This is a genomic window from Microcoleus sp. Pol12B4, assembly GCF_036701385.1.
Taxonomy (GTDB): domain Bacteria; phylum Cyanobacteriota; class Cyanobacteriia; order Cyanobacteriales; family Microcoleaceae; genus Microcoleus.
The window spans coordinates 1-1,289 of the sequence record NZ_JAUBQR010000454.1 but is presented as its reverse complement, the minus strand read 5'-3'; the positions used below and the strand labels follow the sequence as shown (position 1 = coordinate 1,289).

Here is a 1,289-nt window from a genome sequence, read left to right as displayed (position 1 = left end):
GACGGGAATTCATGGCATTTGCCGCCGTGTTTATGGAAGTAGCAAAGCGGACGCGGACGCTGGGAGATGTGATGGTGGGAAATTCGATTGCATCTTTGCAAAAACGCCTATCTATGGTAATGGATCGCATCGAACGCCTCCCCACTATCGAAGGAATTCGCACCGAATTTGCACGGCTGGAAGCTGAAGATTATCCCGCACTTCCCGCCGCAGCATCAACTAATATTAAAAAGTCTCAAGCCTTTATTTTATCGCAACAAGTTCGCGGGTGGTTTGAAACATTAAGTTATAAGTTTGAAACCTATCAAATCTCGGAAGATAACTATTTTGAATGGATTATCAATGTTCCCGTCAGACGCAATCGGTACGATCGCATTTTAGTGCGCGGAATAGCCGGAGAAGCTGGACTCAGGGATATATCAGCCTTGCGCGAGTCGGTAGAAAAACAGCGCACCGATGAAGGCTGGTTAGTCACAGCCCGCCGCATCAGTAGCGCCGCACGGATTGAAGTAGAAAAAGCCGAAAACAGTAATTTAGCTTGCTATACTTTTGATGAATTGCTCGACCAAGATGCCGATTTTACTGCTTATCTGGATTGGCTAGAAACTGAAATCACCAGCCGAGGAATTGATACTAAATATGTGCCGTTAGCTTGTACAAAAGAAGAAATTGACCCCGATACTCAGGGCAAGATAGGCGTGAGTCATTATGGCGAGCGAGATGGCTGGATCGAAGGTTATATTGACCTGTGGTTAGATGACCCAGTTAAAGAACATATTTCAGTTTTAGGAGAATTTGGGACGGGAAAAAGTTGGTTTGCGATGCACTATGCTTGGATGGCGCTGCAACGCTACCGAGATGCTCAAAAGCGGGGATTAGAACGTCCGCGTTTGCCGTTAGTAATTCCTTTGCGAGATTACGCCAAAGCAGTTAGTGTCGAGTCGCTATTTTCCGAGTTTTTCTTTCGCAAGCACGAGATACCTTTGGCGGGTTATTCAGCCTTTGAACAACTCAATCGCATGGGTAAATTTCTGTTGATTTTCGACGGTTTTGATGAAATGGCCGCTAAGTGCGATCGGCAAGAAACCATCAACAACTTCTGGGAATTAGCAAAAGCCGTCGTTCCCGGCGCAAAAGTCATCCTCACTTGCCGTACGGAACACTTTCCTGAAGGCAAGGAAGGACGGGCGTTGTTCAATGCAGAACTGCAAGCATCAACAACCATTTTAACAGGCGAAACTCCCCAATTTGAAGTCTTAGAATTAGAGAAATTTAACGACGAGCAAATT

General features: G+C 45.8%; 1 protein-coding gene. It reads left to right on the top strand.

Going from position 1 to position 1,289, the window contains the following annotated elements; genetic code table 11:
* Positions 1-11 precede the first annotated feature (11 nt).
* On the top strand, positions 12-1,289 hold a 1,278-nt coding region (locus QUA38_RS29000; protein WP_333167984.1), incomplete at its 3' end, for an NACHT domain-containing protein.